The following is a 23,908-nucleotide window of genomic DNA, read 5'->3' as shown; positions in this document are numbered from 1 at the left end:
AAGGAGAATCAGAGATGGCTTATACCCGCGGAAATTTAGCAGTTCAACCCAAGAGAAAACAAGAGACCAACCCGCTCTACCGTGAGAAGAAGAAAGTTGTTACCACGCGGAGAGTGCTTCCGCTGCAGGAGAAGCTTATGTACATGCTGACACTGGGAGCCTTCATTCTGGTAGCTGCCGCCCTGATCTGGCGTTACGTCCATATTTACGATTTGAACTTGCAGGCCCAGAAGCTGGACAGCGAAATTGCCAAGAACAAAAAGCAAATTGCCACGTTTCAGATGGAGAAGCAGACTTTGGAACAAACGATTGTCAAACGAGCGAAGGAAATGGGATATGTGGTTCCTCCTATGGATTCTACAATCTATGTTCCACTTAGCAGCCAGGCTACTGACAAAGCCGGTAACTAATCAGCGATGAACGGCAATCGCAATAATAGAGGTTGTGAGGTTCCCTTATGGTCAAAAGAATAAAACTTCGCACGCTGTTTATAGGAGGGTGTATTACCCTCTTTTTTCTTGTTTTAGTCGCCAGAGTATTCTGGATTCAGATTGTGCAGGGTGAAAAGTGGCAGGTGAAAGCCGCCGAGCAATGGGCGCATACCTCTACGATCAAGGCCGTCCGCGGGGTCATCCAAGACCGGAACGGCAGTGTTCTGGCCAGCGATGTGCCTGCTTACACTGTAGTTGTCAACCCTAAGGTCATTGCCGAGAAGAAGATCGGTGAAGAGGTGATCCAGGGCCTGCATGAGCTGCTGAACAAACCGGTGGATGAGCTGAAGAAGCTGATTGAAGCCAAGGATAAAGACGGTAACTACTATAAGAACCGGGAAATTCGCAATGAGGGCTGGAAGATCAGCCAGGATATGGCCGACAAAGTGACTGCTTTTGTAGAGAAGCTCAAGAAAGAGCATGATACGCTGGAAACGGGGGTAGGACTCGTTCGGGAGCAGAAGCGTTATTATCCGAAGGATACGCTCGCTGCACATATTCTGGGGTACACCGACAGAGACGGCACAGCGGTCATGGGGCTGGAAAAGTATCTGGACAAACAGCTCTCCGGTACGGACGGCAAGCTGAATTACCAGAGTGACGGCCAAGGCATCAAGCTGCCCGATTCCAAGGATACGTTTCAGCCGGTGGTTAACGGTACCAACTACAAGCTGACCATTGACAGCACGATTCAGCTCTATATTGAAGAGGCCATGAAAAAGGCATATGCGGAGTACAGACCGAAGTCGATCAGTGTGATCGCTGCGGATCCGAAGACGATGGAGATTCTGGGCCTGGCGAACATGCCGACGTTTAATCCGAATGAATATTATAATACGAATCAGGAGGCAGCTGGCTTCTATAACCATGCTATCATGTCCAGATTTGAGCCGGGTTCGACGTTCAAGATTGTGACGCTGGCGGGTGCTGTTCAGGAGAAGCTGTTCAATCCGAATGCTTATTTCATGTCCGGCCAAATCAAACTCAAGGGTCTGCGCAAGCCTATTCCTGATATTAACCGGGTAGGGTGGGGCGAAATTACTTACCTTGAAGGAGTTAAACGTTCAAGCAACGTAGCTTTTGTAAAGCTTGGCTATGAAATGCTTGGTAAGGAAAAGCTGCTGCAATATATCACTGATTTTGGTTTCAAAGAGAAGACAGGTATTGATCTTCCGGGAGAAATCATCGGGCTGGTTAATCCCGCTCCGAACAATGTGTCGGAAAATGCCACGCTATCTTATGGCCACGGTAAGCTGCTGGTTACACCGATTCAGCAGCTCACGGCAATTGCGGCGATTGCGAACGGCGGCAAGCTGCTGGTGCCGCATGTGGTGAAGGAGGTTAGCGATCCGAATACCGGCAAGACTACGGTCACTCAGCCGGAGGTTGTGCGCCAGGTACTCTCGGAGGAAAGTGCACGTGAGACTGGCAGCTATCTGGAGCAGGTAGTGGCAGATCAGCAGCACGGAACCGGGAGACACGCCTTCATTGAGGGTTACCGGGTGGCAGGCAAGACCGGTACGGCTATCAAGCCGGATGGTAAGGGAGGATATGACCGGGACAAGGTACGTTCATCCTTCCTTGGATATGCACCGGTCAATGATCCGAAGATTGCGGTCTTCGTCATTATTGATGAGCCTGCCGATGCTGCCGGCGGAGGTGTCGCTGCAGGTCCGATCTTCAAAGAGATCGTATCCCAGGCGCTTCCTTATATGGGCGTACCCAAAGCTGGAGAAGTCACCGACGATGCGGGCAAGAAGCCAGTGAAGACTGAGGTTGTTGTACAGCGCAAGGCACCGGACTTAACCGGCAAAACGGTGAAGGCAGCGAGACAGCAGTTAATCAATCAGGGATTTGATTTTGAAGCGGTAGGCCAAGGCGCGAATGTAGTCAGCCAGTACCCTGAGAAGGGCACGCCCCTGACAGCCGGACAGCGGATCTATCTGTTAAGCGAGCAGGGCGGGAACCTGACGCTTCCCGATCTGCGCGGGCAATCCCTGCGCGATGCTCTGGAGATTCTCAATCTGCTGAAGGTGGGAATATCCGTCGATGGAGAAGGTTATGTGACGGAGCAGACGCAGACCAAGAATAACGGCAAAACGCAGGTGGCACTGAAGCTTAGCCCTCTGAATGAATATGGAGAAAATATTCCCGTAGCGGTAGCGGATGACACCGAAACGGAAGACACGCCGGAGTAACCGCGAACACAGGCTTGTTCTAACCCCTGTTTGTCCCGAATAGTCATGAAGATAAGAGATCATGTCTATACGAGCGAAAGCGGGGAGAACGCAATGAAGGTGTCAAAAGTCGAAAGTCGGCGGAGAATACTGTGGACGCTGCTGGGACTGGCCGTGTTGTTCGGTGCGCTGGCTGTGCGTCTTGCCTATGTTCAGTTAACCCAAGGAGAGAAGCTGAGCGATAAGGCAGAGGATTTATGGCGGCGGAATATCCCCTTCACTGCCAAACGCGGCGAGATTCTGGATAGGAAAGGTGTGGCGCTGGCTTACAATATCAGCTCACCGACGATATATGCCATTCCTGTACAGGTGAAGGATAAGCCACAGACGGCGAAGCAGCTGGCTCCGCTGCTCGGGATGACCGAGGAGAAGCTGGTTACGCTGCTCTCCCAGAAGAAAGCCTCAGTGAAACTGCAGCCCGGAGGCCGCAAAATTACGATGGAGCTTGCCGCGAGCATCCGTAATTTGCAGCTGCCGGGCATCGTTGTCGCTGAGGATAACAAACGGTATTATCCCTATGGTGATCTGGCTGCCCATATTCTGGGCTTCACTGGAATTGACAATCAGGGGATTACCGGGATAGAGAGCATCTACGATAAGCTGCTGCAGGGCAGCGCGGGCAATATCTCGTATCTGTCCGATGCCGGAGGCCGGCTGATGCCCGGGTCCTCAGAGAAGTACACCGAGCCGCAGGACGGACTTAGTCTGGAGCTGACCATCGACAAGCAGATCCAGTCTATTATGGAACGCGAGCTGGATCAGGCCATGGTGAAATATCAGGCACAGGGCGCCTGGTCGATTGCCATGGACCCCCGGAATGGCGAGATTCTGGCGATGGCGAGCCGGCCGGGCTATGAGCCGGGTGCCTACCAGGAATATGATGCCGAAGTTTATAACCGTAATCTTCCGATCTGGATGACTTATGAACCGGGCTCCACGTTCAAGATCATTACCCTGGCTGCGGCATTGCAGGAGGGCAAGGTGGATCTGCAGAATGAGCATTTTTTCGATCCGGGCCATATTGAGGTCGGCGGAGCGAAGCTGCGCTGCTGGAAAAAAGGCGGACACGGAAGCCAAACCTTCCTTGAAGTAGTAGAGAACTCCTGCAACCCCGGATTTGTGGCCTTGGGCCAGCGTCTCGGCAAGGATACACTGTTCAAGTACATCCGTGATTTCGGCTTCGGCAGCAAGACGGGAATTGACCTTAACGGTGAAGCGAACGGGATTCTCTTCAAGCCGGCCCAGGTAGGCCCGGTTGAGCTGGCGACCACCGCCTTTGGTCAAGGGGTATCCGTCACGCCCATCCAGCAGATCGCTGCGGTATCGGCAGCCATCAACGGCGGCAGGCTGTACACTCCGCATGTCGCCAAAGCCTGGATTAATCCGGATACCGGCAATGTTGTCTCCGAGACCGAGCCGGAGGAAGTGCGGCAGGTGATCTCGGAGGAGACCTCGAAGAAAGTGCGGGCTGCCCTTGAGAGCGTGGTTGCCAAAGGCACAGGCCGGCCGGCATTTATTGACGGCTACCGTGTGGGCGGCAAGACAGGGACGGCACAGAAGGTAATCAACGGCCGGTATTCGCCTACGGAGCATATCGTATCCTTCATCGGATTTGCCCCGGCGGATGATCCGCAGCTCGTGGTCTACACCGCAGTTGACAACCCGAAGGGAATCCAGTTCGGGGGTGTGGTAGCTGCTCCAATTGTCCAGAATATTCTTGAGGACTCTCTTCTGTATCTGAAGGTTCCACAGCGCAAGGATCAGCTGCCAAGGACCTATAAATACGGGGAGACTCCAATAGTGACAGTCCCGGATCTTACGGGAGCGACCGTTCAGGATATTTATGAGGATCTGAATATGAATTTCATGCTGGTCCGTTCCGGCTCAGGCAATACGGTGATCAATCAGGCGCCGAAGGCGGGAGCACGAGTGGAGCAGGGGTCAACGATCCGGATTTATATGGGAACCTCAAGTGAAGATTAAGGATTTTATACAGAGTGAGGGATGGGTATGAAAATTAATGAACTTTCTTCTTGTCTGGCGGCTTCCCGTCTATATGGGGAAGGCGACATAGAGATTTCGGATTTGCAGGCAGATTCCCGCAAGGTGGGTCCGGGCGATCTGTTCATCTGTCTGCCCGGGCATACCGTGGACGGACATGATTATGCGGCACAGGCTGCTGCCAAGGGCGCCGTCGCGCTGGTCTGCGAGCGGAAGCTGGAGATTGATCTGCCCCAGATCGTAGTGGATGACTGCCGGTATGCGATGTCTGTACTGTCCAATGCCTTCTTCGGCTCACCCAGCAGCCGGATGAGGATGATCGGGATCACCGGTACCAACGGCAAGACAACCACCACGTATCTGATAGAACGGATTATGCAGGATCATGGAGTGAAGACCGGGCTGATCGGTACGATCCAGATGCGCTATGACGGGCAGAGTTATCCGATGTCCGGGACTACACAGGAATCGCTTGAGCTTCAGCGCAGCTTGAATCAGATGGCGCTTAAGGGTGTGCAGTGCTGTGTAATGGAGGTATCCTCCCATGCGCTTCAGCAGGGGCGGGTGAAAGGGACGGACTACCGTACCGCGATATTCACCAACCTGACCCAGGACCACCTGGATTATCATCATACGATGGAGGAATACCGTGCAGTGAAGGGGCTGTTCTTCTCACGGCTCGGCAACGTGATCTCCCCGTGGAACGAAGAACGCAAATATGCTGTGCTGAACGCAGATGATGAGGCCAGCAGCTATTTTGCCGCCCAGACCGCAGCGGAAGTCATTACATATGGTATAGACCATTCTGCCAATGTACGGGCATCCCAAATCTCGATTACCGCCAAAGGAACCTTTTTCCATGTGGAGACGTTTAAGGGAGAGAGTGACATTTCGCTCCGGATGGTCGGTAAGTTCAATGTCTATAATGCGCTTGCAGCGATTACGGCTGCCCTGCTGGAGGGTGTGCCGCTGGAAGAGATCAAGACCAGCCTGGAGTCGGTAGCCGGCGTGGACGGCCGTGTCGAATCCGTGGATGCCGGGCAGGATTTCGCGGTGATTGTGGATTACGCGCATACACCTGACGGTCTGGAGAATGTTCTGCGGGCTGTATGTGAATTCGCAGCAGGCAAGGTGATCACTGTCTTCGGCTGCGGCGGGGACCGGGATACAACCAAGCGCCCGCTCATGGGCAAGATCGCAGCCAAGTACAGCGGCCATGTTATGGTTACCTCCGATAATCCCCGGACAGAGGACCCTCTGCAGATTCTGAGTGATATTGAGGCAGGTCTGCGCGAGGACGGGGTGCCGCAGGAACAGTACGAGATGATTCCGGACCGGCGTGAAGCCATCACAAAAGCTATTGAAATGGCAAGCCCCGGCGATGTAGTATTGATTGCGGGGAAAGGTCATGAGACCTATCAGCTGATAGGCGGAGTCGTTCACGATTTCGATGACCGCATCGTTGCCAAAGAAGTGATAAGGGGCCGAAGCTATTGATTATAAGAACGCTGTATGATATCGCGGAAATGTGCGGAGGAGAGCTGTCCTCGGCAGAAGATAAGGATATAGAAATTAAGGGCGTCGTCACCGATTCGCGCAAAATTTCGCCCGCCTGCCTGTTTGTCCCGCTGGTTGGAGACCACTTCGACGGCCATCATTATGCAGCCGCTTCTCTGGCAGCGGGGGCAGCCGCTGCCCTCTGGCAGCGGGATAAGGGACCGGCTCCGGCAGGCGGCGGGGTTATTCTGGTAGAGGACACTTTGGCAGCACTGCAGAAGCTGTCCTCCGCCTATTTGGGCGATATCGCTCCCCGGGTGGTTGCCGTAACGGGGAGCAACGGCAAGACGACAACCAAGGATATGATTACCGCTCTCCTTGAAGTGCAGTACAAGGTACACAAAACACAAGGGAATTTCAATAATCACATCGGGCTGCCGCTTACGATTCTCTCTATGGACAGTGATGTTGAGATTGCTGTGCTGGAGATGGGCATGAGCTCACGCGGAGAGATTTCCCTCCTGTCCAGGATTGCCCCGCCTGATGTGGCTGTGATAACCAATGTGGGTGAATCCCATCTGCTGCAGTTAGGCTCCCGCAAGGAGATTGCCCGGGCCAAGCTGGAGATTGTGGACGGACTTAAGCCGGGCGGGCTGCTGATCTATAACGGGGATGAGCCGCTGCTTGCCGAAGTGTTGGCAGAGCCTGATTTCCGTACGCCGGAAGGCCTGCTGACCTTCCGCTTCGGGCAGGCGGCGGACAACGATGATTATCCTACCGGTCTGATGACGCACAGCGCAGGCATGATCTTCACCTCGCAGCTTCATGGGCAGCGCGCCTTTACCCTTCCCCTGCCGGGACAACATAATGTCATTAATGCACTCGCTGCGCTTGCGGTAGCGCGTCATTATGATGTAACTGAGGAGAATATAGCAGCCGGATTAAGCGGCCTCAAGCTAACCGGCATGCGGATTGAAGTCATCGAGACGGAGAGCGGGCTCGTTCTGCTGAATGATGCCTACAATGCCAGTCCCACTTCAATGAGGGCCGCCATAGATGTGCTGCAGTCCATGAAATGCAGCGGCAGCAGAATCGCGGTGCTGGGGGACATGCTGGAACTTGGGCCGGAGGAAATTATGTTCCACCGGCAGATCGGCAGTTACCTTGATCCTAAGCTGACGGATGATGTGTTTACCTTTGGTCCGCTGGCGGCGCATATTGCTGCGGCGGCTTCGGAGCGATTCGAGGCCGGACATCTCTTTGCTTTTACAGATAAAGAAGCCTTGATCACTGCCTTGAATGCGAAGTGCAGCGAGAAGGATGTAGTATTGTTCAAAGCATCCAGAGGGATGCGCCTGGAGGAAGTGCTTCACCGCTTGAAGGATCATTCTGAAGCTAATTTTAACTAAAAGGAGGGGTGTACCCATGGATTATCAATTGCTTCTGCTGACTATTGCTGTGTCCTTTATCCTTGCGGTCATTGCCGCTCCGCTGATCATACCGCTGCTGCGCCGGCTCAAGCTGGGGCAGCAGGTTCGTGACGACGGGCCACAGACTCATTTGAAAAAGGCGGGAACCCCTACGATGGGCGGAGTGATCATCATGGTCGCGTTCACGCTGTCTTTTCTGAAATTCTCGGTCATCAATTCTGATTTCTATGTACTGCTGGTTGCTACGCTGGGTTATGGACTCATCGGATTTCTGGATGATTATATCAAAATTGTCTTCAAACGCTCCCTCGGGCTTACCGCACGCCAAAAGCTGCTGGGTCAGCTGCTGGTAGGAGTTATCCTCTGCGTCCTGCTGATTTCGGCGGGTCATAACACCAATATCAGCGTTCCGGGAACATCCTTCAGCTTGGACTGGGGCCCCTGGTTCTACTATCCGTTCATTGTTCTGATGATGATGGCGGTTACGAATGCCGTTAACTTCACGGACGGAGTGGATGGGCTGCTGTCAGGCGTAAGCGCGATTGCGCTCGCCGCCTTTGCTGTGGTTGCCATGCAGGCCACCTCTATTGCGGCCGGTGTCTGCGCCGCTGCGATGATTGGCGCGGTCCTTGGCTTCCTCGTCTTCAATGCCCATCCCGCCAAGGTGTTCATGGGGGATTTCGGCTCCTTCGGGATTGGGGGCGCGATTGGCGCGATTGCCATTGTTACCAAGACCGAGCTGCTCTTTGTGGTCATCGGGGGGGTATTCGTAGTTGAAATGCTGTCCGTGATTATTCAGGTCGCTTCGTTTAAGACCCGGGGCAAACGGGTATTCAGAATGAGCCCGATTCATCATCACTTTGAACTCGGCGGCTGGTCGGAGTGGCGTGTGGTCGTCTCCTTCTGGGCGGTAAGCCTCGTGCTGGCCGTTGCTGGACTATATCTCATCAAGGGGTTGTAACGAATGAAACATCCGGATCTGTACCGTGATCAAGAAGTGGTCGTCCTGGGGCTCGCCAAAAGCGGCGTCCAGGTGGCCAAGGTGCTGCATGAACACGGCGCTGTTGTGACGGTCAACGATAAAAAGGAAAGAGATCAAAGTCCCGAAGCTTCCGAACTGGAAACTTTGGGAATTTCTGTTATATGTGGCGGACATCCGGAGAGTCTGATCCATGAGGGGGTGGCCCTGGTCGTCAAAAACCCGGGAATTCCCTATTCGGTAGCTCCTGTGCAGCAGGCGCTTGAGCTTGGCATCGAGATTGTAACCGAGGTGGAGGTGGCTTATCATCTCTGTGCCGCCCCTATCATCGGCATTACCGGCTCCAACGGCAAGACCACTACAACGACCTGGGTAGGCCGTATGCTGGAGGCGGCAGCCTTAAGACCCATCATAGCCGGAAATATAGGCACGCCGCTCTGTCAGGCCGCACAGGAGGCTGACGCAGACAACTGGATGGTGGTCGAGCTCAGCAGCTTCCAGCTGAAGGGTACGGAAGCCTTCCGGCCCAAGGTCGCTGCCCTGCTGAATGTTGCCGAGACCCACCTGGACTATCACGGGGGGATGGAGGATTATGTCGCTTCCAAATCCAAGCTGTTCGCCAATCAGGGCCCGGGTGACACCGCTGTGCTGAACTGGGATGATCCGGTCTGCCGCGAGCTGGTTCCTTATCTCAAGGCGGGAATCCTGCCCTTCTCCATGACCGAGGAGCTGGTGCAGGGCATATTTGTCCGCCCTTCCTTCGTGCCGGATACTGAAGATGAGCAGAAGCGTGTCATCATCTACCGGGATAACACGGAGAAGGAGACCGAAATAGCCTCTGTCGACTCTATCGGGCTTCCCGGCCGCTTCAACGTGGAGAATGCGCTGGCTGCCTGCGGCATTGCCATTGCCGCAGGGGCAGACCCGGCGGGACTCGGCGCGGTGCTGGCTTCCTTCCGCGGGGTGGAACACAGACTGGAATATGTAACAGACAAGGCAGGGGCGGCCTATTATAACAATTCCAAGGCGACCAATTCCAAAGCTACCTCTATGGCGCTGGCCTCTTTCCGGAAGCCGGTTATTCTTATTGCAGGCGGCCTGGACCGCGGCTCCGATTACATGGAGCTGCTGCCTGTCCTCGGCGGGAATGTCAAGGCGCTGGTCGCGCTTGGACAGACCCGGGACAAGCTGGCCTCTGTTGCGCAGCTGGCAGGAGTAAAGACAGTGATCTCCGTCGATAATGGGGAGAGCGCCGCCGCCGTGCTGCAGGAGGCTGTGCGGGAGGCTTCCGCGCTTGCGGAAGCCGGAGACATCGTTCTGCTCTCCCCCGCATGTGCCAGCTGGGATATGTTTGCTTCCTATGAGGAGCGCGGGCGTATTTTTAAAGAGGCGGTGCATAACCTTTAAGTAGGGGGGTGGATAAGCCCCTACTACGGATGCAAGAGGTGTGCTCCTGATGAACAAATCCCGTCATGCGCCCGATATCTGGCTGCTGCTTCCGATACTGGCTTTACTGGCTATCGGTATGGTAATGGTATACAGTGCCGGGTCCGTTCTGGGCTTCCGCAATTATGGCGATTCGTTTTATTTTGTCAAAAGACAGATGTTGTTCGCAGGCCTCGGCCTGATCGCGATGTTCATTACTGCGAATACGGCTTATCCGGTGCTGAAGAGGTTTGCCCGGCCTGCGCTGATCGTCTGCTTCATTCTGCTGCTGCTGGTGCTGGTTCCCGGCATCGGGGTCGTTCGCGGGGGCGCGCGCAGCTGGATTGGCATCAGCTCCTTCGGTATTCAGCCCTCTGAATTCATGAAGATGGGGATGATTCTCTTCCTGGCCAAATGGCTAGGAACGGATGAGTATGACATCTCCAGCTTCACGCGCGGGCTGCTTCCGCCGCTGGCGCTGATTGGTTCTGCCTTTGCGCTGATTATGCTGCAGCCGGATCTCGGCACAGGCACGGTCATGTTCGGAGCGGCCCTGATGATGGTCTTTACAGCCGGAGCGCGGATGAAGCATCTGCTTGCCCTTGGTGCGCTGGGGCTGGCCGGCTTCGCCGGGCTCATCGCGGCTGCGCCTTACCGTCTGCAGCGGATCACCGCCTTCCTGGACCCCTGGTCCGACCCGCTCGGGGCCGGCTATCAGATTATCCAGTCGCTGTATGCGGTGGGTCCCGGCGGGCTGGGCGGACTGGGGTTCGGGATGAGCCGGCAAAAGTACAGCTATGTACCGGAGCCGCAGACTGATTTTATTTTCTCTATATTGGCCGAGGAGCTGGGGTTTATCGGGGGGCTGGCCGTCCTGCTGCTGTTCCTGCTGCTGATCTGGCGCGGAATGAAGGTGGCCATGAGTCTGCCGGACCGCTTCGGCAGCTATCTTGCCGTAGGCATCGTATGTATGGTGGCGGTTCAGGTGGTCATCAACATCGGCGTGGTTATCGGCCTCATTCCGGTAACCGGCATTACGCTTCCACTGATCAGCTACGGGGGCTCATCGCTGACCCTGATGCTCACAGCTCTAGGTATTCTGCTTAATTTATCCCGTTATGCGAGGTGAAAGACATGCGTATTGTACTTAGCGGCGGCGGCACGGGAGGACATATCTATCCTGCCGTAGCCGTTGCCAGACAACTGGAATCCGAAGATGCGGATTCCGTCTTCCTGTATATCGGAGGCAAACGAGGTCTGGAGAGCAAGCTGGTTCCCCAGGAGAATCTGCCTTTCCAGGCGATTGATATTACAGGCTTCCGCCGCAAGCTGTCGATGGACAATGTGAAGACGGTGATGCGGTTCCTGAAGGGGGTCAAGGCCTCCAAAGCCATGCTGCGCGAGTTCAAGCCTGATGTTGTTGTCGGTACCGGAGGGTATGTCTGCGGACCTGTGGTGTATGCTGCATCCCGGCTCGGTATCCCGACGCTCATTCATGAACAGAACGCGATCCCGGGACTGACCAACCGTTTTCTCAGCCGGTATGCCGATACGGTCGCCGTCAGCTTTGAAGGCACAGAGCCGGCTTTTCCCGGCGCCAAAAATGTAATCTATACGGGCAATCCACGGGCCACCACGGTCATGACGGCTAACCCGCAGCGCGGTTTCGCTTCGCTGGGCATACCTGAAGGAAGCACGGTTGTGCTGGTAGTCGGAGGAAGCGGGGGAGCCAAGGCGATTAACCGTGCCATGATTGAGATGGCTCCGTTTGTGGGTAAGGGTAATGGTGTTCATTATGTATATGTTACCGGAGAAGCTTATTTCGAGGATACACGCAAGGCGGTGCGCGAGACGCTTGGCAGTTTGCCGAACTGGCTGCATGTCCTCCCGTATGTCCACAATATGCCTGAGGTACTGGCTTGCACCTCGCTTATTGTGAACCGGGCAGGCGCTTCTTTTCTTGCAGAGATTACCGCGCTTGGCATACCCTCTGTACTCATTCCGTCTCCCAATGTTACGAACAACCATCAGGAAGCGAACGCCAGAGCGCTGGAACGTGAAGGTGCAGCAGTCGTGCTGCTTGAGAAGGATCTGAGCGGCGAGGCGATGTTCACAGCGGTGCAGAAGATCGTCCAGGCGGATACCGTACGCAGCAGTATGTCTGAAGCCTCAAGGCGCCTGGGCAAAAGAGATTCCGCCTCACTGGTGGTCGCCGAGCTACGCAGGCTGGCTGCAGGACGGAAGCGTTAGAATCCGGGCTTTCATTGTCACACACACGGGGCTCCTGACATAGGATGATCTTATAATCGTGACAATCACCCAGAGCACCTCTTGGAGTCAGGGATAGGGAGCAGAGTTCTTCGGAGGCCCATCCTGAAAGACAGAAGTGCAGGAAGTGCTTATGGTGGGTGAGCGGTAATCTCGGAGGTGATACATTGGACAAATTGGTGATTGAGGGTGGAAATCCCCTGTCAGGCACCATTCGTATCCATGGAGCAAAAAATGCAGCTCTGCCGATTCTGGCAGCTAGCCTGCTGGCCGAAGGAGTTCACTCACTGCATAATGTGCCTAAGCTGCTTGACATCGAAACGATGCTGGATATTCTGCAGCGGCTGGGCTGCAGGACGGTGCATGAAGAGGAAACGGTAACAATTGATACGTCATTTCTCCTGACCTCTCATGTTCCGGAGGATTTGATGCGGCAGATGAGATCCTCCATTTTTCTGATGGGACCGCTTCTGTCCAGATTCGGTGAGGTGACCATCTATCAGCCGGGAGGCTGCGCCATCGGGGAACGCAAGATTGACCTCCACCTCCAGGGGCTGAAGCAACTTGGGGCAGAGATTGAAGAGACGGGCGGCAGAATATGCTGCCGGGCTGCCAGGCTGAAGGGCTGCGATATTCATCTGGATTACCCCAGCGTAGGGGCTACGGAGAATATCATGATGGCTGCTGCCACGGCTGAGGGAACCACCACCATCTCTGGAGCAGCCAGAGAGCCGGAAATCCAGGATCTGCAGAACTTCCTCAATGCGATGGGTGCGCAGATCATCGGCGCGGGAACGGATACGATCACCATCCAGGGTGTCCGGAAGCTCTATGCGTGCAGCTATGAGGTAATCCCTGACCGAATTGTTGCCGGAACCGTGATGATCGCAGCAGCGGCCACTCGGGGCAATGTGACGCTGACCCATACCAATGCAGGACATTTGACCTCCCTGATCCATATCCTGAGGCGTGCCGGTGTTCAAATTACAGTCTGCAATGATATAATTAATATCAGCTGTATGGGACGACCCCGTGCGGTAGATAGAATTGTAACTTCCCCTTATCCGTCATTTCCTACGGATCTGCAATCTCAGGTAATGGTTCTATTGTCCCTGGCAGACGGATTCAGTGTGATCAAGGAAACTGTATTTGAAGGGCGCTTCAAGCACGTGGAGGAGATGGCCCGCATGGGAGCCGATATTTCCATAGATCTGAACCGGGCGTTCATTCGCGGGGTGCAGAGATTGTATGGAGCAACGGTTGAAGCCACTGACCTGCGCGCAGGAGCAGCCTTAGTGATTGCCGGGCTTGCCGCTCAGGGAACGACCATTGTTGAGCAGGCGCATCATATTGACCGGGGATATGACGGCATTGAGATATTGTTTCAAAAGCTGGGAGCACGCATCAGCCGCAAAGTGCCTGTGCCGGGTCCGATGGATTTGGCCAATTAAAGCTCCCTGTCTCCTTCGGCCCAGCCGCGAAGGAAGGAGACAGGGCCTTATTACGGAGATATGAGAATGCCAAAAACCCGAATACCTCTTCTGAAAGAGGACAAGCCTAGCAAGAGAAAAAACCGTAAAATCATTATTATCCTGGTGCTGCTGTTTACCGCACTGCTGGCTGTAATCTTCTTTCGCTCGTCGATCAGCAAGATTACGGCAATCCATACACAGGGGGATAAATATACATCCCGTGAGAAGCTCCTTGCTGCAAGCGGACTGAAGATCGGCGGACAGTTCTTCGCAGTCTCCGGGGATTCTGTGGGGAAAGCGCTGGAAGCACTGAATACGGTGCAGGAAGCGGAAGTAAGCAAGAAATTCCCTGGTGTAGTTACTATCAGTATCAAAGAGTACCCTGCGGTTGCCTATGAACTGGACCAGGCTGGTGTGCTTGAAGCCATTCTGTCGAGCGGGGCCGCAGTCTCCGTGACCGATACCGGGATTGCGGTAGAGAAGCCCATATTGACCAACTGGAAGGCTGACGATCCCTTTAAGGCCAAGCTGTGCCAGGCGCTCGCCGGAATCCCGAATGAGCTGACCAGCGATATCTCCGAGATTGTCCCTTCCCCGACGCTGTCTTTTCCGGACCGGATCAAGCTGTACACACGTTCACGGTTTGAGGTGATCACGGCAATTTCACTGCTGAAGGATAAAGTAGGCTATCTGAACCAGGTGATCGAGACGGAAGAGCCGGGACTCATTAAGATGCTGGAGGCAGATTCCTATGTGCCGTTTCACAATGAAACGGCGGACACCGGAGAGGATGCAGACGCTGGGGAGTAAATAGTCCCTACTAATAGAGCGGAAAAAATGCTACAATCTGTGTTACGGGCAATAAGCAATATCCCTCTTTTTTCTGCGGATTTTTTGAGATGCAATCATGGATATAGCTGTTATTCTCTTGTAACCCTTCTTTGAGTGTCAGACGTTGATTTCTGGAAGCTGAGGGGCGTCTGCTTGCATGTGAAAACCTTGTCATATTATTCCACTCAAAAAATTTGTTGAAAAAAGAGGGAAAGGATTAGGGATGTTGAATATGTACAGAGATGTTTCCCGCGACCGGGATCAAAGAGTGCTTAATATCTATTTATCTTCACAACTTATTATGATTATAACAGGAGGTGCCATAGGGCTTGAGCAACAATGACATCATTGTTAGTTTGGACATCGGTACATCCAAAGTTCGGGCAATCATCGGGGAAGTTACCAATGGAACCTTTAATATTATTGGCGTTGGATCTGCTGATTCGGAAGGAATACGCAAGGGTGCGATTGTAGACATCGATCAGACTGTGCAATCGATCAAGAGTGCCGTAGAACATGCGGAGCAAATGGTCGGTATTCAAATATCCGAGGTGTATGTCGGGATATCCGGCAATCATATCGGCCTGCAATCCAGCCACGGCGTAGTTGCTGTTCAGAATGAGGACCGTGAGATCGGCGAAGATGATATCGACCGCGTAATCAAGGCTGCAGAGGTTATTGCACTGCCGCCGGAACGCGAGGTTATTGATGTTGTCGCCAAGCAATATATCGTCGATGGACTTGAAGGAATTCAGGATCCGCGCGGAATGATCGGGGTTCGTCTTGAAGTGGAGGCGACGATCATTACCGGGGCCAAGACACCTATACATAATCTGCTACGCTGCGTGGAGAAATCAGGTCTTAAGGTTAAAGATCTTGTCCTCATGTCTCTCGGGGCCGGCGGATTAGCGCTTTCCAAAGATGAGAAATCAATGGGGGCTGTACTGGTTGATATTGGGGCCGGCCAAGCAACGATAGCCGTATATGAAGAAGGTTCTCTTAGTGCAACCTCCACGATTCCGATCGGAGGAGAATTTATAACCAATGACATTGCGTACGGACTGCGCACTCTTACCGATCAGGCTGAGAAGGTGAAGCTGAAATACGGCTGTGCCTGGATAGACGATGCCGCTTCGGATGTTGTGTTCAAGGTTCTGCGTATCGGCAGCAATGTCGAGAAGGAATTCAACCAGGAGGATCTGGCAGCGATTATTGAGCCGAGAGTCCAGGAAATCTTCCATCTGATCCGCCAGGAAGTGAAACGGCTTGGTTATACTGAGCTTCCGGGAGGTTATATACTTACGGGTGGCACCGTTTCGATGCCTGGGGTACTGAAGGTAGCCCAGACTGAACTGGCAGCCTCTGTACGTATTGCCGTACCGGATTATATTGGAGTACGCGACCCCGGCTTCACCGGCGGTGTAGGTATCCTTCATAACGTTGTGCGCAACTTCCGCGGACGAAGCAGCGGCGGGAGCGCCAACAAGAAGACAGTGAACCGCAGCAAACAAAGCGCGGCGCCTGTTCAGGATTCTTCCAAGAAACCTGGTCTGGTGGAACGTCTAAAGAATATGTTTAGCGAGTTCATATAAGTGTAAGTCCAGATACACTTGGACTGGCCATCCAAGCACTACTCGAGGGGGAGATGGAAACAATATGTTGGAATTTGATTTTGAAATGGAGAGCTTGGCTCAAATAAAAGTCATCGGCGTAGGCGGCGGCGGAAGCAACGCCGTGAACCGGATGATTGAAAATGGCGTTCAGGGTGTTGAGTTCATCACAGTTAATACAGATGCCCAAGCGCTGCATATGGCCAAATCGGAGCATAAATTGCAAATCGGGGATAAATTAACGCGCGGACTTGGCGCAGGAGCGAATCCTGAGGTCGGCAAGAAGGCGGCAGAGGAATCCCGCGATCTGATTTCCAATACGCTTAAGGGTGCGGATATGGTCTTCGTAACCGCAGGCATGGGCGGCGGCACCGGAACAGGCGCAGCGCCTGTGATTGCCGAAATCGCCAGAGAATGCGGAGCATTGACGGTAGGCGTCGTGACCCGCCCGTTCACCTTCGAAGGAAGAAAACGTGCCAATCAGGCAGAGCTTGGCATCGAGGCGCTGAAGGAAAAGGTCGATACGCTGATCGTGATTCCCAATGACCGCCTGCTTGAAATTGTGGATAAGAAAACTCCGATGCTGGAGGCATTCCGTGAAGCGGATAATGTACTCCGCCAGGCGGTGCAAGGGATCTCCGACCTTATTCAGGTTCCCGGCCTGATCAACCTTGACTTTGCCGATGTGAAGACCATTATGACGGAGCGCGGTTCAGCGCTGATGGGTATCGGTATCGCCACCGGCGAGAACCGTGCGTCTGAGGCGGCCCGCAAAGCCATTATGAGCCCGCTGCTCGAAACCTCCATTGAAGGGGCGCGCGGCGTAATTATGAACATTACAGGGGGCGCTAACCTCTCCCTGTACGAGGTGAATGAAGCTGCTGAGATCGTGACCTCTGCTTCGGACCCCGAAGTGAATATGATCTTCGGTGCCATTATCGAAGAGAGCATGAAGGACGAGATCAAGGTCACCGTTATTGCGACCGGCTTTGAACACAAGCCATTTCCTGCAGCGCCTGTACGCCGTCCGGCCGCCGGCAGTGAGCCGGCAGTGGAGAAGGACAAGGACAAGAACGCGAATCTTCGTCCGTTCGGCAATCAGACAACCTCTGATCAGCTGGATATTCCAACCTTCCTGCGCAACCGGACACGCGGCAACAATGATTAATAGCAATTCATAGTATAGATCGTTACGGAAGCACCGTATCACGCAGCTTAAGAACTGCGGGGTACGGTGTTTTTTTGTTTTTCAGGCTGTTATAATACTAATAATGGGAGACGATGGAATGGAACTGCTGGACCCCAGGGTGGATTTCGTATTTAAGCGGATATTTGCAAGTGAGAATAACAAGGATGTGCTGCTGGCTTTTTTGAACCGGATATTCATGGATGCGGGTGATCTCCCGCTGGAAGAAGTGGTGCTGCTCAACCCCTATACGGATAAGGATGATCCGCTGGATAAGCAGGCGATATTTGATATCTGGGCGAAATCTGTAGACGGCAAGCTGATTAATATTGAGATGCAGCTGTTCAATAAATATGATATTGAGAAACGGACCTTGTATTACTGGAGCAAAAGGTATGCGGGTCAGCTTCAGGTGAGCGGTAAATATATGGACCTCAAGAAATGTGTGACCATCAATATTCTGAACTATAAGGTGCTGCCTAATGAACATCCCCATAGTGTATTTCACTTGCGGGAGGATGTAAGCGGAGCGCCGCTGTCAGACGATATTGAAATTCACTTCCTGGAGCTGCCCAAGCTGAATCAGCCTGCGATTCCCGGTGAGAGGGGCCTTGTGAACTGGCTGTTATTTCTGAATGGAACCCATTACTCTGATTGGGAGGTGCTGCAGATGAACGAGCCTGATTTGAAGAAAGCGATGGAGACCCTGGAGTTTCTGAGCCAGGATTCGGAAGCACGCCGTAAATACGAAGACCGCCAGAAGTTTCTGCTGGACGAGGCCTCGCAGAGAGACGGTGCGCAAAGAGAAGGGTTCGCTAAAGGCCTGGAGGAAGGCAGAGCTGCAGGTATGGAGGAAGGTAAAGCAAAAGGCATGGAAGCAGGCATATCGGCAGGAAGAGCTGCGGGTGAGCTTGAGGCCAAGCTGGAAATAGCGAAGAATCTTCTGGCTATGGGAATGGACTCTGTATCTGTACAGCAGGCAACCGGACTGACCGAAGAAGAATTGAAATCTATCAATAACTAACTGCTGCGGAAGATCACCTATCCTTATATTTCCCACAGAAACGGTACTGTCCTTACACGGATGGTGCCGTTTCTGCTTGTTTCTCCGCTGTACCCTCTTAGACCCATGACTCGACAAAAAAACCGTAAGAACGCCCCCCATGTTTAGACAGACTTTGAATGCCGGAGTTTCTATACTAATCTTATCGTCTAAAAAGAGAGCCTGCACCCTGGCCTCCGGATAGATATCCGTTTGCAGGCAGGTGAGAGCACTGGTTGTGTATATTGACTTGATTTTTGCCGCCAATCTGCTGATCGACGGAGTCCTGTTATGGCTGACAAGCTGGCTGGTCAAGCAAAAGGTATCCTGGTGGCGGCTGATTCTCTCAGCGCTGGTGGGTGCGCTGTATGTTGTAATGATGTTCGTACCGGAGCTGTCCTTTCTGTACACCTTTCTTATCAAATTCGGATTATCGGTTTTGATGTTATGGATAGCCTTTGGATTCAGAAGTCTGCAAAGCTATCTGCGTGCATTAGGGGCGTTTTATATCATTAATTTTGCGGCGGCGGGAGGGATCATAGGGTTTCATTATTTGCTGCAAAGCTCAGGCGACATCTGGAACGGGATGATCTTTACCTCCTCAGGAGGCCAAGCTTACCGGCTGAAGATCGGGTTCTGGTTCGTGCTTGCCCTGCTTCCGCTGGTCCTGCTCCTCTTCAAGCTGATTCAGTCCTCCCGCAGGTACAGAGAGCAGCTGGATACCTATATCGGCGAAGTGACCGTGGAGATTGACGGAGTGTCGGTCACTTGCCCTGGGCTGCTGGACACCGGGAACCGCCTCAGTGATCCGCTGACGAGGATTCCGGTAATGGTCATGGAAGCCTCGCTGTGGGAGACCCATCTGCCGGCTGCCTGGAAGGGGAGGCTGACCCAGACGGGAGCAGATACACTTGTACTGGAAACGGACGGGCAGTCGTTTGCCTGGCAGGATAGAATACGGCTGGTGCCGTACAGAGGCGTTAACCGCGGGGCATCCTTCATGCTCGCACTGAAGCCGGATAACGTGACGATACAGCTGGGCGGGGATACCTTTTGCAGCAAAAGGGTACTCATCGGGCTGGATGGCGGGACACTGTCGGGAGACGGCGCATACCGGGCGGTCATTCACCCTGACCTGACCCACAAAGAGAGCGCTCCAGAAGCGCCGGCTGACAAGGCGATGGGCCTAAGTAACCTATAGGAGGAACAATAATGGTCAAATTCAAGCTTGTGCTGCAATTGCAGTATTACCGCATGCTGTTTCTGCTCGGACTAAAAAGTCAGGAGATTTATTATATCGGCGGAAGTGAAGCGCTGCCGCCGCCACTCACGCGGGAAGAAGAGGAGTTCCTGCTCCAGCGGCTCTCCAGTGGCGATGCCGCTGTCCGGGCCATGCTGATCGAGCGCAACCTGCGGCTGGTGGTCTATATCGCCCGGAAATTTGAGAACACCGGCATTAACATTGAGGATCTGGTGTCCATTGGGGCGATCGGACTCATCAAGGCAGTCAACACCTTTGATCCGGAGAAAAAAATCAAACTCGCCACCTACGCCTCCCGCTGCATTGAGAATGAAATTCTGATGTACCTGCGGCGCAACAGCAAGACAAGAAGCGAGGTTTCCTTTGACGAACCGCTCAATATTGACTGGGATGGCAACGAGCTGCTGCTCTCGGATGTGCTGGGCACAGAGAACGATACCATTTACCGGAATATCGAGGAGCAGGTGGACCGCAAGCTGCTGCAGAAGGCGCTGGAGAAGCTCAGCGAGCGGGAAAGGCTGATTATGGAGCTGCGCTTCGGACTCCGGGGCGGGGAAGAAAAAACACAAAAGGATGTTGCCGATCTGCTGGGCATCTCCCAATCCTATATTTCACGCCTGGAGAAAAGAATTATCAAGCGGCTGCGCAAGGAGTTCAACAAGATGGTGTAAGTGATGAAAAGCTGAGGAATAAAATGCCGGACCGGGGAGATAATGTACAGTAATGTTTCTCCTTGGGAGGTTAATCATCATGACCCGAAATAAAGTCGAGATTTGCGGTGTGGACACCGCCAAGCTGCCTGTTCTGACGAACGTGGAAATGCGGGCATTGTTCACTTCGCTGCAGCAGCAGGGCGAGCGATCCGCCAGAGAGAAATTGGTAAATGGCAACCTTAGACTTGTGCTAAGCGTAATTCAAAGGTTCAATAATCGTGGAGAGTTCGTGGATGATCTGTTTCAGGTAGGCTGCATCGGACTCATGAAAGCCATCGATAATTTCGATTTATCGCAAAATGTTAAGTTCTCCACCTATGCGGTGCCGATGATCATCGGAGAGATCCGCCGCTACCTGCGTGACAACAACCCGATCCGGGTATCACGCTCCCTGCGGGACATCGCCTATAAGGCGCTGCAGGTCCGTGACAGCCTGACGAATCAGAATTCACGGGAACCGACGATCTTTGAAATTTCCGAAGCGCTTGGTGTCCCGAAAGAGGATGTTGTCTTTGCCCTCGATGCTATCCAGGACCCCGTATCCCTGTTTGAGCCGATCTATCATGACGGCGGGGACCCCATCTATGTGATGGATCAGATCAGTGACGACAAGAACAAGGATGTCTCCTGGATTGAAGAGATTGCCCTCCGGGAGGCCATGCAGCGGCTGGGGCAGCGCGAGAAACGCATTTTATCCATGCGGTTTTTTGAAGGCAAAACCCAAATGGAGGTCGCAGACGAGATTGGAATCTCACAGGCCCAGGTCTCAAGGCTTGAGAAGTCGGCGATCCAGCAAATGCAAAAGCATGTAAAATCCTAACCCCAGCTTATAAATGAGCCGAGGATATCCCGGAAGGCAGCGGTAATGGCTGTCCGGGGTATCCTTTTGTATGTCTGCCGCGTTAAGCCGTCATGGAATGAGACATGTTGCCAAGCCTTAGGGACATATACTGAAATTATAGGTCTGAATGTACAGGGGTGGCAGGATGAACGAGGAGTCCGCAGGTGCGGGTAAAAAAATGAAAATCTCCGATTTTCAAACCAAGGATGTTATCAATATTGTCGACGGTAAGCGGCTTGGACAGATTAGTGATCTGGAGCTGGATGTGCGCAGAGGTGTTATTGACGCCATTATTGTTCCGGGGTATACAAGATTTATGGGACTGTTCGGCGGCGGCGCCGATCTGATCATCCCGTGGCGGAATATCGTTAAGATTGGTGCAGATGTCGTGCTGGTGAAGCTGGAGGAGCCCCGCATCCCGCAGGGACAGGAAGACCGTGAAATGATGTATCTGGAACGGCCGGAACGCAGTGAGCGGCGCACTTATTGATAAGGTGCGTCTTTTTTCTGCGGATGTGGGTAAAGTTTATTCGGGGCCCCCGCAAAGTACTTGAATAGGCATCGGAGAGTTGCGCCACTTTGTGGGGAATGTTTTGTGGTACACTTAAGCGGAGGTGAAGATATGGAACCGTTTATGCAGACTGGCGCAGCGCCAATGCTGCTGCATCTGGAGCCGTGGCGCGGGCAGTATCAGAAGATTACTGCAGGATTCACAGGCAGAGCAGGCGGCAGCGGCACAAAACCGTATGACAGCTTCAATTGTGCTTTTCATGTCGGCGATGATCCGGCGGATGTACTCTCCAACCGGAGGCTGCTGGCCGGGAGTCTGGGCTTCCGGCTTGCAGACTGGACCTGCGGGGAACAGACCCATGGGAAAGAGATCGCTGTCATTACAGAACAGGACCGCGGCAAAGGCAGTCTGGACCGGGCTTCCGCCTTTCAGGCCACAGACGGGCTGCTGACGGATGTGCCGGGAGTGCTGCTGACTTCCTTTTATGCTGACTGTGTACCGCTATTCTTCTATGATCCGCTGCAGGGGGCTGTAGGGCTGGCACATGCAGGCTGGAAGGGGACGGTGGCCGAAATAGCGGCAGCGATGGTGGAGAGAATGGGACAGACGTACGGGAGCCGTCCAGAGGATATAAGGGCTGCTATCGGTCCATCCATTGGTGAATGCTGCTATGAGGTCGATGATTATGTAATGGACCGTGTCCGCCGGCTGGAGGCCGGGCTGAACCCGCAGAATGCGGCGGAAGGGGCGCATGAGTTATATAGACCTTCTGACAAGGACAGCAGCAAAACGATGCTGAACTTGAAAGAATTGAATCAACGCATTATGATAAAAGCAGGAATATTGCCGACTCATATCGAATGTACAACTTGGTGTACAAGCTGTAACAGTGATCTGTTCTTTTCTTATCGCAAGGAGAATGGGGTTACGGGAAGAATGACGAGCTGGATCGGAATAAAGGAGAGTTGAATATTGGCCTCACTACAAGAGAGAATAGCCGAGGTAGAGGAACGTGTCGCACGGGCCTGTGCGGTCAGCGGCCGGGATGTCAGTGAAGTCAAGGTGATTGCTGTCACGAAATATGTATCGCTGAATACGGTTTCCGCATGTCTGGAAGCAGGGCTTGAGGAGATAGCCGAGAGCCGCTGGCAGGATGCGGAGCCTAAATGGAAGTTACTGGGCCATAAGGGGATCTGGCACTTTATCGGGCATTTGCAGACCAATAAGGTGAAGGATGTTATCGGTAAATTTCAATATATACACTCCCTGGACCGGTTATCGCTGGCCCGGGAGCTGCATAAGAAGGCGGATGCCGCCGGACTGGATGTGAAGGTGTTCCTGCAGGTGAACATTTCCGGGGAAGACACCAAGTTCGGCCTGGCACCGGAGGCGGTGCAGGGCTTCCTTAAGGAGATTGCTCCGCTCCACCGTGTCAAGGTCATTGGACTGATGACCATGGCCCCTCACGAAGAGGACCCGGAGCTGACCCGTCCTGTATTCCGGGGCCTCCGCGAGCTGCGCGATGAACTCAATCTGCTGGGGCTGACACCTGAGCCTATCGGGGAGCTGTCGATGGGAATGTCGAATGATTTTGAAGTGGCGATACAGGAAGGAGCCACCCGGGTGCGCCTGGGTACGGTATTAGTAGGTCATGAGGAGGGAGATTGATGGGCGTGATGAACCGTTTTATGAGTTTCTTGGGCTTGCAGGAGGAAGAGGAGATTGTGGAGCGGGAGCAAATTTCCCGTGATGAGGATGAATACGAACCCGCCCCTGTAGAAACGCGCAAAAATCAGAGGGCTAACGTCGTCAGTATCCATTCGCAAAAAAATGTTAAGGTAGTGCTCTATGAGCCGCGTTCGTATGACGAGGCCCAGGAAATTGCCGACCATCTGCGTTCGCACCGCACGGTTGTGATTAACCTGCAGCGGGTGCGCAACGATCAGGCTATGCGGATTATAGATTTTCTGAGCGGAACCGTTTATGCCCTGGGTGGAGGAATATCCAAAATTGGGGGCAATATATTTATGTGCACACCGGACACGGTGGAGATCCAAGGCTCCATTACAGAGATTCTCGGTGATGATCAAGACTACAACAGAATGAGGTGAGC

At 53.5% G+C, this 23,908-nt stretch carries 21 protein-coding genes; all 21 read left to right on the top strand.

Going from position 1 to position 23,908, the window contains the following annotated elements; all coding sequences use genetic code 11:
• Positions 1-14 precede the first annotated feature (14 nt).
• A complete protein-coding gene (locus tag HQN87_RS04150; protein ID WP_173128231.1) occupies positions 15-410 on the top strand; it encodes a hypothetical protein in 396 nt (131 codons plus the stop codon).
• Between the two features lie 47 nt (positions 411-457).
• Complete coding sequence (locus HQN87_RS04145; protein WP_173128228.1) at positions 458-2,689, top strand: penicillin-binding transpeptidase domain-containing protein; 2,232 nt, start codon at positions 458-460, stop codon at positions 2,687-2,689.
• A gap of 93 nt (positions 2,690-2,782) precedes the next feature.
• Positions 2,783-4,711 (top strand): stage V sporulation protein D, encoded by a 1,929-nt coding sequence (locus HQN87_RS04140; protein ID WP_173128225.1) that lies wholly within the window; start codon positions 2,783-2,785, stop codon positions 4,709-4,711.
• Between the two features lie 27 nt (positions 4,712-4,738).
• The gene (locus HQN87_RS04135; RefSeq protein ID WP_173128222.1) at positions 4,739-6,226 is read left to right on the top strand and encodes a UDP-N-acetylmuramoyl-L-alanyl-D-glutamate--2,6-diaminopimelate ligase; all 1,488 of its coding nucleotides are present in this window, start codon (positions 4,739-4,741) and stop codon (positions 6,224-6,226) included.
• On the top strand, positions 6,226-7,635 hold the full coding sequence (locus HQN87_RS04130; protein ID WP_343222054.1) for a UDP-N-acetylmuramoyl-tripeptide--D-alanyl-D-alanine ligase: 1,410 nt from the start codon (positions 6,226-6,228) through the stop codon (positions 7,633-7,635). Before HQN87_RS04135 ends, HQN87_RS04130 begins: the two co-directional genes overlap by 1 nt.
• Before the next feature lie 16 nt (positions 7,636-7,651).
• Positions 7,652-8,617: a phospho-N-acetylmuramoyl-pentapeptide-transferase gene (gene mraY, locus HQN87_RS04125; protein WP_173128217.1), complete on the top strand. Its 966-nt coding sequence runs from the start codon at positions 7,652-7,654 to the stop codon at positions 8,615-8,617.
• A gap of 3 nt (positions 8,618-8,620) precedes the next feature.
• A complete protein-coding gene (gene murD, locus HQN87_RS04120; RefSeq protein ID WP_173128214.1) occupies positions 8,621-10,042 on the top strand; it encodes a UDP-N-acetylmuramoyl-L-alanine--D-glutamate ligase in 1,422 nt (473 codons plus the stop codon).
• Positions 10,043-10,091: 49 nt separating this feature from the next.
• Positions 10,092-11,189: a stage V sporulation protein E gene (gene spoVE, locus HQN87_RS04115; protein WP_173128211.1), complete on the top strand. Its 1,098-nt coding sequence runs from the start codon at positions 10,092-10,094 to the stop codon at positions 11,187-11,189.
• Between the two features lie 5 nt (positions 11,190-11,194).
• On the top strand, positions 11,195-12,310 hold the full coding sequence (gene murG / locus HQN87_RS04110) for an undecaprenyldiphospho-muramoylpentapeptide beta-N-acetylglucosaminyltransferase (RefSeq protein ID WP_173128208.1): 1,116 nt from the start codon (positions 11,195-11,197) through the stop codon (positions 12,308-12,310).
• 185 nt (positions 12,311-12,495) lie between these two features.
• A complete protein-coding gene (gene murA, locus HQN87_RS04105) occupies positions 12,496-13,779 on the top strand; it encodes a UDP-N-acetylglucosamine 1-carboxyvinyltransferase (RefSeq protein ID WP_173128205.1) in 1,284 nt (427 codons plus the stop codon).
• 66 nt (positions 13,780-13,845) lie between these two features.
• Entirely contained in the window at positions 13,846-14,610 is a 765-nt protein-coding gene (locus HQN87_RS04100; protein WP_173128201.1) for a cell division protein FtsQ/DivIB, read from the top strand.
• A gap of 350 nt (positions 14,611-14,960) precedes the next feature.
• On the top strand, positions 14,961-16,223 hold the full coding sequence (gene ftsA, locus HQN87_RS04095; RefSeq protein WP_173128198.1) for a cell division protein FtsA: 1,263 nt from the start codon (positions 14,961-14,963) through the stop codon (positions 16,221-16,223).
• A 64-nt stretch (positions 16,224-16,287) separates the two neighbouring features.
• Positions 16,288-17,409, top strand: a complete 1,122-nt coding sequence (ftsZ, locus tag HQN87_RS04090) for a cell division protein FtsZ (protein ID WP_173128194.1) — start codon at positions 16,288-16,290, stop codon at positions 17,407-17,409.
• A gap of 118 nt (positions 17,410-17,527) precedes the next feature.
• Complete coding sequence (locus tag HQN87_RS04085; protein ID WP_173128191.1) at positions 17,528-18,451, top strand: Rpn family recombination-promoting nuclease/putative transposase; 924 nt, start codon at positions 17,528-17,530, stop codon at positions 18,449-18,451.
• Between the two features lie 250 nt (positions 18,452-18,701).
• Positions 18,702-19,670 (top strand): sigma-E processing peptidase SpoIIGA, encoded by a 969-nt coding sequence (gene spoIIGA / locus HQN87_RS04080; RefSeq protein ID WP_173128874.1) that lies wholly within the window; start codon positions 18,702-18,704, stop codon positions 19,668-19,670.
• A gap of 8 nt (positions 19,671-19,678) precedes the next feature.
• Positions 19,679-20,401 carry an RNA polymerase sporulation sigma factor SigE gene (sigE, locus tag HQN87_RS04075; RefSeq protein ID WP_036690190.1) on the top strand — a complete coding sequence of 241 codons (723 nt, stop codon included), beginning with the start codon at positions 19,679-19,681 and terminating at the stop codon, positions 20,399-20,401.
• Positions 20,402-20,480: 79 nt separating this feature from the next.
• Entirely contained in the window at positions 20,481-21,263 is a 783-nt protein-coding gene (gene sigG / locus HQN87_RS04070; RefSeq protein ID WP_036690188.1) for an RNA polymerase sporulation sigma factor SigG, read from the top strand.
• A gap of 166 nt (positions 21,264-21,429) precedes the next feature.
• Complete coding sequence (locus HQN87_RS04065) at positions 21,430-21,774, top strand: YlmC/YmxH family sporulation protein (RefSeq protein WP_173128188.1); 345 nt, start codon at positions 21,430-21,432, stop codon at positions 21,772-21,774.
• A 132-nt stretch (positions 21,775-21,906) separates the two neighbouring features.
• Positions 21,907-22,764: a peptidoglycan editing factor PgeF gene (gene pgeF, locus HQN87_RS04060; RefSeq protein WP_173128185.1), complete on the top strand. Its 858-nt coding sequence runs from the start codon at positions 21,907-21,909 to the stop codon at positions 22,762-22,764.
• A gap of 3 nt (positions 22,765-22,767) precedes the next feature.
• Entirely contained in the window at positions 22,768-23,463 is a 696-nt protein-coding gene (locus HQN87_RS04055) for a YggS family pyridoxal phosphate-dependent enzyme (RefSeq protein ID WP_173128182.1), read from the top strand.
• Complete coding sequence (locus HQN87_RS04050; protein ID WP_042216684.1) at positions 23,463-23,906, top strand: cell division protein SepF; 444 nt, start codon at positions 23,463-23,465, stop codon at positions 23,904-23,906. The genes HQN87_RS04055 and HQN87_RS04050 overlap by 1 nt, the downstream gene beginning before the upstream one ends.
• Positions 23,907-23,908: the final 2 nt, after the last annotated feature.

Origin of the sequence: Paenibacillus tritici, from assembly GCF_013204885.1 — a bacterium.
GTDB classification, from domain to species: domain Bacteria; phylum Bacillota; class Bacilli; order Paenibacillales; family Paenibacillaceae; genus Paenibacillus_AQ; species Paenibacillus_AQ tritici.
Note: the sequence above shows the minus strand (reverse complement) of the source record. Positions and strands in the feature narration are given on the sequence as shown.